This window comes from Pseudomonas brassicae, from assembly GCF_010671725.1.
GTDB lineage: Bacteria > Pseudomonadota > Gammaproteobacteria > Pseudomonadales > Pseudomonadaceae > Aquipseudomonas > Aquipseudomonas brassicae.
On record NZ_JAAHBU010000015.1, the window covers coordinates 1 to 7,216 of the forward strand.

3 protein-coding genes and 3 pseudogenes are annotated in these 7,216 nt (G+C 64.3%); 1 reads left to right on the plus strand and 5 read right to left on the minus strand.

Features of this window, described 5'->3' with window-relative positions:
* Positions 1 to 57 precede the first annotated feature (57 nt).
* The 5 genes and pseudogenes from pyk to gcl all read right to left on the minus strand — a co-directional run bounded on the left by pyk (position 58) and on the right by gcl (position 6,500).
* A pseudogene (gene pyk, locus G3436_RS01640) lies at positions 58 to 1,471 on the minus strand (pyruvate kinase).
* A pseudogene (locus G3436_RS01645) lies at positions 1,461 to 2,739 on the minus strand (glycerate kinase type-2 family protein). The pseudogenes pyk and G3436_RS01645 overlap by 11 nt, the downstream one beginning before the upstream one ends.
* Positions 2,740 to 2,831: 92 nt before the next feature.
* Positions 2,832 to 3,726, minus strand: a pseudogene (locus G3436_RS01650) (2-hydroxy-3-oxopropionate reductase).
* 157 nt (positions 3,727 to 3,883) lie between these two features.
* Entirely contained in the window at positions 3,884 to 4,666 is a 783-nt protein-coding gene (hyi, locus tag G3436_RS01655) for a hydroxypyruvate isomerase (protein WP_163940646.1), read from the minus strand.
* A gap of 58 nt (positions 4,667 to 4,724) precedes the next feature.
* On the minus strand, positions 4,725 to 6,500 hold the full coding sequence (gene gcl, locus G3436_RS01660) for a glyoxylate carboligase (RefSeq protein WP_163940648.1): 1,776 nt from the start codon (positions 6,498 to 6,500) through the stop codon (positions 4,725 to 4,727).
* A 256-nt stretch (positions 6,501 to 6,756) separates the two neighbouring features.
* Between gcl and G3436_RS01665 the strand changes: the two genes are divergently transcribed.
* Positions 6,757 to 7,197: a GlcG/HbpS family heme-binding protein gene (locus tag G3436_RS01665; protein ID WP_163940650.1), complete on the plus strand. Its 441-nt coding sequence runs from the start codon at positions 6,757 to 6,759 to the stop codon at positions 7,195 to 7,197.
* Positions 7,198 to 7,216 lie beyond the last annotated feature (19 nt).

Below are 7,216 nucleotides of genomic sequence, written 5' to 3' on the forward strand. Positions count from 1 at the left end.
CACTGCTGTACCTGTGGGAGCTGGCTTGCCAGCGAAAGGCCTTACCTCATTTCTGGATCAGAGCAAGGTTTCGATCCGCAGCGTATTGGTCGACCCCGGCTTGCCAAAAGGCACACCGGCAGTGATCAGCAGGATGTCGCCACGGCTGGCCATGCCTTGCGCCTGGGCAATTTCCAGCGCGGTGCAGACCACTTCATCCACCTGACGCAGGCGATCGTTGACCACCGAATGCACGCCCCAGGCCACGCTCAGGCGCCGCGCGGTGTTCAGGTTGGGGGTCAGGTTGAGGATCGGCGCACGCGGCCGCTCACGCGCCGCACGCAAGGTCGAATTGCCCGACTCACTGTAGTTGACCAGCACCGCCACCGGCAGGATGCCGCTGATGCGCCGGATCGCGCAGCTGATCGCATCCGACACCGTGGCCTCGGCTTGCGGGCGGCCCACGTCCAACTGCGCCTGGTAATCCGGGCCGGCTTCGACCTGGCGGATGATCTTGCTCATCATCTGCACCGCTTCGAGCGGGTAGTCGCCCGAGGCGGTCTCGGCCGACAGCATCACCGCATCAGCCCCTTCGGCCACCGCATTGGCCACGTCGGTGACCTCGGCGCGGGTCGGCGCAGGGGAGAAGCGCATCGATTCGAGCATCTGCGTGGCCACCACCACCGGACGGCCCAGCTGGCGGCAGGTGGTGATGATGCTTTGCTGGATCTGCGGCACGCTTTCCGCTGGCACTTCCACCCCCAGGTCGCCCCGCGCGACCATGATCGCGTCGCTCAGCTCGGCGATCTCGCGCAGTTGCGTGACCGCCGACGGCTTCTCGATCTTGGCCATCAGGTACGCGCGGTCGCCGATCAGTTGGCGCGCCTCGAGGATGTCTTCAGGGCGCTGCACGAATGACAGCGCCACCCAGTCCACGCCCAGCGCCAGGCCGAAGGTCAGGTCGCGGCGGTCTTTCTCGGTCAGCGGGCTGAGGTCGAGCACCGCCTGCGGCACGTTGACGCCCTTGCGGTCGGACAGCTCGCCACCGTTGAGTACCTCGGTGTCGATGGCATCGGCGTGCTTGGCCGTCACACGCAGGCGCAGCTTGCCGTCATCGAGCAGCAGGTGCATGCCTGGCTCCAGTGCGGCGATGATCTCGGGGTGCGGCAGGTTGACCCGCTGGGTGTCGCCGGGGCTGGCGTCCAGGTCCAGGCGCAGGGCTGCCGCGTTGCAGTTGCACCTTGCCGTCGGCAAAGCGGCCTACGCGCAGCTTGGGCCCCTGCAGGTCCATGAGGATGCCCAGCGGGTAGTTCAGCTGGCGCTCCACTTCGCGGATCCACTCGAAACGCATGGCGTGGTCGGCGTGCTCACCGTGGCTGAAGTTGAGGCGGAAGATGTTCACTCCGCTTTCCACCAGTTGACGAATGTCGTCGATGCCGCGCGTCGCAGGGCCGAGGGTGGCGAGGATTTTGACTTTTTTGTCAGGCGTCATGTTGGGCAGTCTCGAGGATCAGGATGGCGCGAAAATCGTTGACGTTGGTACGCGTCGGTTCAGTGACGATCAGCGCGTCGAGCGCGGCGAAGTAGCCGTAGCCATTGTTGTTGTCCAGCTCGTCGGCGGCCGACAGGCCCAAGGCCTGAGCACGCGCGTAGCTGTCGGGGGTCATGAAGGCGCCGGCGTTGTCTTCCGAGCCGTCGATGCCGTCGGTATCACCGGCCAGCGCATATACACCCGGCAAGCCCTTGAGGCTGTCGGTGAGGCTGAGCAGGAACTCGGCGTTGCGCCCGCCACGGCCGTTGCCACGCACGGTGACGGTGGTTTCACCACCGGACAGGATCACGCAGGGCGCGGCCAGCGGCTGGCCATGCAGCACGATCTGGCGTGCGATACCGGCATGCACCTTGGCCACGTCACGCGACTCGCCCTCCAGGTCGCCCAGGATCAGTGGGCTGAAGCCGGCCTGGCGCGCCTTGACCGCCGCCGCCTCCAGGGATTGCTGGGGCCGTGCGATCAGTTGGAAGTGGCTGCGCGCAAGGGCCGGGTCATCCGCCTTGACGGTTTCCGAGGCTGGGTTGTTGAGCCAGGCGATGACGGCGGCAGGCGCCTCGATGTTGTAGCGCTTGAGAATCGCCAGGGCTTGGGCCGAGGTGCTCGGGTCGCACGGTCGGGCCCGAGGCGATCACCGTGGCGAGGTCGCCGGGTACATCGGAAATCGCATAGGTGTACACCGTGGCCGGCCAGCAAGCCTTGGCCAGACGCCCGCCCTTGATCGCCGAGAGGTGCTTGCGTACGCAGTTCATCTCGCCGATGGTGGCGCCGGACTTGAGCAGGGCCTTGTTGATCTGTTGCTTGTCGGCCAGGCTCAGGCCCTCGGCCGGCAACGCCAGCAATGCCGAGCCGCCGCCGGACAACAGGAAGATCACGCGATCGTCAGCGCTCAGGTTGCTGACCATCGCCAGCACACGCTTGGCCACCGCCAGGCCCGCGGCATCCGGCACCGGGTGGGCGGCTTCGACCACTTCGATCTTCGAGCAACTGGCGCCGTGGCCATAACGGGTCACGACCAGGCCCGAGACCTCGCCCTGCCAGCTGCGCTCGACCACTTCGGCCATGGCGGCAGCGGCCTTGCCGGCACCGATGACGATGACGCGGCCACTGCGATCGCTGGGCAGGTGGGCTTCAAGTACCTGGTGTGGGTGCGCGGCATCGATGGCCGTGGCGAACAGCTCGCGCAGAAAGTGTTGCGGATCGACCGACATGGCAGGCTCCAATCTTATTGTTCTTCAGAATCAAGAACGCCCCTGGGCCTGCCTCCGTGCAGACGGACCCAAGGGCGTGTGTTGCTCGGGTCTTACTGGGCGTCGCGGATCGAGAAGTTGGCCATGTGCTCAAGGCCTTTGATCAGCGCCGAGTGGTCCCAGTTGGCGCCACCGATGGCCGCGCAGGTGCTGAACACTTGCTGGGCATTGGCGGTGTTGGGCAGGTTGATGTTGAGTTCCTTGGCACCTTGCAGGGCCAGGTTCAGGTCCTTCTGGTGCAGGCTGATGCGAAAACCCGGGTCGAAAGTGCCCTTGATCATGCGCTCGCCGTGCACTTCGAGGATCTTCGAGGAGGCGAAGCCGCCCATCAGCGCTTCGCGTACCTTGGCCGGGTCTGCGCCGTTCTTGGCGGCGAACAGCAGGGCTTCGGCGACGGCCTGAATGTTCAGGGCGACGATGATCTGGTTGGCGACCTTGGCGGTCTGGCCGTCACCACTGCCGCCGACGCGGGTGATGTTCTTGCCCATGGCCTGGAACAGCGGCAGGGCGCGTTCAAAGGCATTCGGGCAGCCACCGACCATGATGCTCAGGGTCGCGGCCTTGGCGCCGACTTCACCGCCGGACACCGGGGCGTCGAGGTAGGTGGCGCCGGTTTCCTTGATTTTGGCGGCGAAGGCCTTGGTGGCGGTTGGCGAGATCGAACTCATGTCGATCACTACCTTGTTCGGACCGACGCCGTAGGCCACACCGTTTTCACCGAACAGCACGGCGTCGACCTGCGGGGTGTCGGGCACCATCACGATGATGAACTCGGCTTCCTGGGCCACTTCCTTCGGGTTGGCCAGGGCCACGCCGCCGGCGGCGATCAGGTCGGCCGGGGGGGGCATCGTGGTGGGAGGAGAGGAACAGGCTGTGACCTGCCTTTTGCAGGTTCTGAGCCATTGGGTGGCCCATGATGCCGGTGCCGATGAATCCGATTTTAGCCATGAGAGTTGCCTCTATCTTGTAATTGTCGATTCTCATATGGCTGGCGCCGCCCCCTGTGGGAGCTGGCTTGCCAGCGAATGGAGCGATGCGGTGTGGCTGGGTGGGCCCCTTCGCTGGCAAGCCAGCTCCCACAGGAGACGAGGAGGCCGCAGGTACGTCAGATCACGTTGTGGGTCTTGAGCCAGCCAAGGCCCGCTTCGGTGGTGGTCAGCGGCTTGTACTCACAGCCCACCCAGCCCTGGTAACCGATACGGTCCAGGTGTGCGAACAGGAAGCGGTAGTTGATCTCGCCGGTGCCCGGCTCGTTGCGGCCCGGGTTGTCGGCCAGCTGGATGTGGTTGATCTTGGCCAGGTTGCTTTCGACCGTGCGCGCCAGGTCACCTTCCATGATCTGCATGTGGTAGATGTCGTACTGCAGGAACAGGTTGGCGCTGCCCACCTCGGCCTGGATGTCCAGGGCCTGCTGCGTGGTGTTCAGGTAGAAGCCGGGGATGTCGCGGGTGTTGATCATCTCCATCACCAGCTTGATGCCCGCTGCCTGCAACTTGTCGGCGGCGAACTTCAGGTTGTCGATGAAGGTCTTGCGCACGCTGGCGCAATCCGGCCCCTGCGGGCGGATGCCGGCCAGGCAGTTGACCTGGGTGTTGCCCAGCACCTGGGCGTAGGCGATGGCCAGGTCGACGCCGGCGCGGAATTCCTCGACCCGCGACGGGTCGCAGGCGATACCGCGATCACCCTTGGCCCAGTCACCGGCCGGCAGGTTGAACAGCACCTGGGTCAGGCCATGGGTGTCGAGTTGCTGCTTGATTTCAGCCGAGCTGAAATCGTACGGGAAGAGGTACTCGACCCCACTGAAGCCGGCATCGGCAGCAGCCTTGAAACGGGCGAGAAAGTCCTGCTCGGTGAACAGCATGGACAGGTTGGCGGCGAAACGTGGCATGGTTGTCTCCTTGCAAAAGTGGGCCCTGTGCACGGGGCAGCAGGGCCGCTTACAGCAGTCAGTCGAGCAGCGAGATCGCGGTTGGCGCGTCGTTGCCGACCAGCGCCAGGTCTTCGAATTCGTTGACCGCGTTGATTTCGGTACCCATCGAAATGTTGGTCACGCGCTCGAGGATCACCTCGACCACGACCGGCACCTTGAACTCTTCGGCCATTTGCTGGGCCTTGCGCAGGGCCGGCTGGATCTCGGCCGGGTCGAACACGCGCAGTGCCTTGCAACCCAGACCCTCGACGACCGCGACGTGGTCCACGCCATAGCCGTTGAGTTCCGGAGCGTTGAGGTTCTCGAACGCCAGTTGCACACAGTAATCCATCTCGAAGCCGCGTTGGGCCTGGCGGATCAGCCCCAGGTAGGAGTTGTTCACCACCACGTGGATGTACGGCAGCTTGAACTGCGCACCCACCGCCAGTTCTTCGATCATGAACTGGAAGTCATAGTCGCCCGACAGTGCCACGACCTTGCGCGACGGGTCGGCCTTGACCACGCCCAGTGCGGCCGGGATGGTCCAGCCCAGCGGGCCGGCCTGGCCGCAGTTGATCCAGTGACGCGGCTTGTACACGTGCAGGAACTGCGCACCGGCGATCTGCGACAGGCCGATGGTGCTGACGTAGCAGGTGTCCTTGCCGAACACCTGGTTCATCTCCTGGTACACGCGCTGCGGCTTGACCGGGATGTTGTCGAAGTGGGTCTTGCGGTGAAGGCTGGCCTTGCGCTGCTGGCAGTCCTTGAGCCACTCGCCGCGGTCTTTGAGCTTGCCGGCAGCTTTCCATTCGCGGGCCACTTCGAGGAACACGTCCAGGGCCGCGCCGGCGTCGGACACGATGCCCAGGTCCGGGGTGAACACGCGGCCGATCTGGGTCGGTTCGATGTCGACGTGGATGAAGCGACGGCCTTCGGTGTAGACGTCAACCGAGCCGGTATGGCGGTTGGCCCAGCGGTTGCCGATACCCAGCACCACATCGGACTTGAGCATCGTCGCGTTGCCGTAGCGGTGCGAGGTCTGCAGCCCGACCATGCCCACCATCAGCGGGTGATCGTCAGGGATGGTGCCCCAGCCCATCAGGGTCGGGATGACCGGGATGCCGGTCAGTTCGGCGAATTCGACCAGCTTGTCGCTGGCATCGGCATTGATGATGCCACCACCGGCCACCAGCAGCGGGCGCTCGGCGCTGTCGAGCATGGTCAGGGCTTTTTCGACCTGGACACGGTTGGCCGACGGCTTGTTCACCGGCAGCGGCTGGTAGGCGTCGATGTCGAATTCGATCTCGGCCATCTGCACGTCGAACGGCAGGTCGATCAGCACCGGGCCCGGGCGACCGGAGCGCATTTCATAGAAGGCTTTCTGGAACGCATACGGCACCTGGCCGGGCTCCAGTACGGTGGTCGCCCACTTGGTCACCGGCTTGACGATGCTGGTGATGTCGACGGCCTGGAAGTCTTCCTTGTGCAGACGCGAACGGGGCGCCTGGCCGGTGATGCACAGAATCGGGATGGAGTCGGCCGAGGCACTGTACAGGCCGGTGACCATGTCGGTGCCGGCAGGGCCGGAAGTACCGATGCACACACCGATATTGCCGGCCTTGGTGCGGGTGTAGCCCTCGGCCATGTGCGAGGCACCTTCCACGTGACGAGCAAGGACGTGATCGATGCCGCCGACTTTCTTCAGGGCCGAATACAGCGGGTTGATCGCGGCGCCCGGGATGCCGAATGCAGTGTCTACGCCTTCGCGGCGCATCACCAGAACGGCTGCATCGATTGCTCTCATTTTGCTCATGGTTTTGTGCCTCTTTGATTTTGTAATTGTATACAAATTGCTTCTCGCCAGAGTGTATTCACGGCAGGCAGCTCTGGTCAATCCATTTTCATCGGCGGCTTGTGCTTTCGTCGTGATCCCGTAAAAACGGCATTCGATCAGATTTAGGTCAGGACGCTCGAATTATTGTATACAAAAATATTCTTCATTGTGTTCTATTTGTGCTGATCGTTTTTCACCTGCCCGTGTGGGCTTCTAATAACAAGAGGACCTTTGGATGAACGCTTTGAGCTTGAAAGTTGCCGTGAGCCTGGTGAGTGGCGCGCTGGCCGCCGGGCGCAAGATCTCGGCCGCGCCGTTGACGGTGGTGGTGCTCGATGCCGGTGGGCACCTGCTGACCTTGCAGCGTGAGGACGGCGCCAGCCTGCTGCGCCCGCAGGTGGCGATGGGCAAGGCATGGGGTGCTATTGCGCTGGGCAAAGGCTCGCGCCTGCTGGCGCTGGACGCGCAGCAGCGGCCGGCGTTTTTCGCCGCGCTCAATGGGTTGGGGCAGAGCCCGGTGGTACCGGCGCCGGGTGGGGTGCTGATTCGCGATCAGAAGGGGGTGGTGCTGGGGGCGATCGGGATCAGCGGTGACACGTCGGATATCGACGAGCAGTGCGCGATCAGTGCGATCGAGGCGGCGGGGCTGACGGCGGATGCCGGCGTAGCGGCGTAGGCCGCTTTCGCTGGCAAGC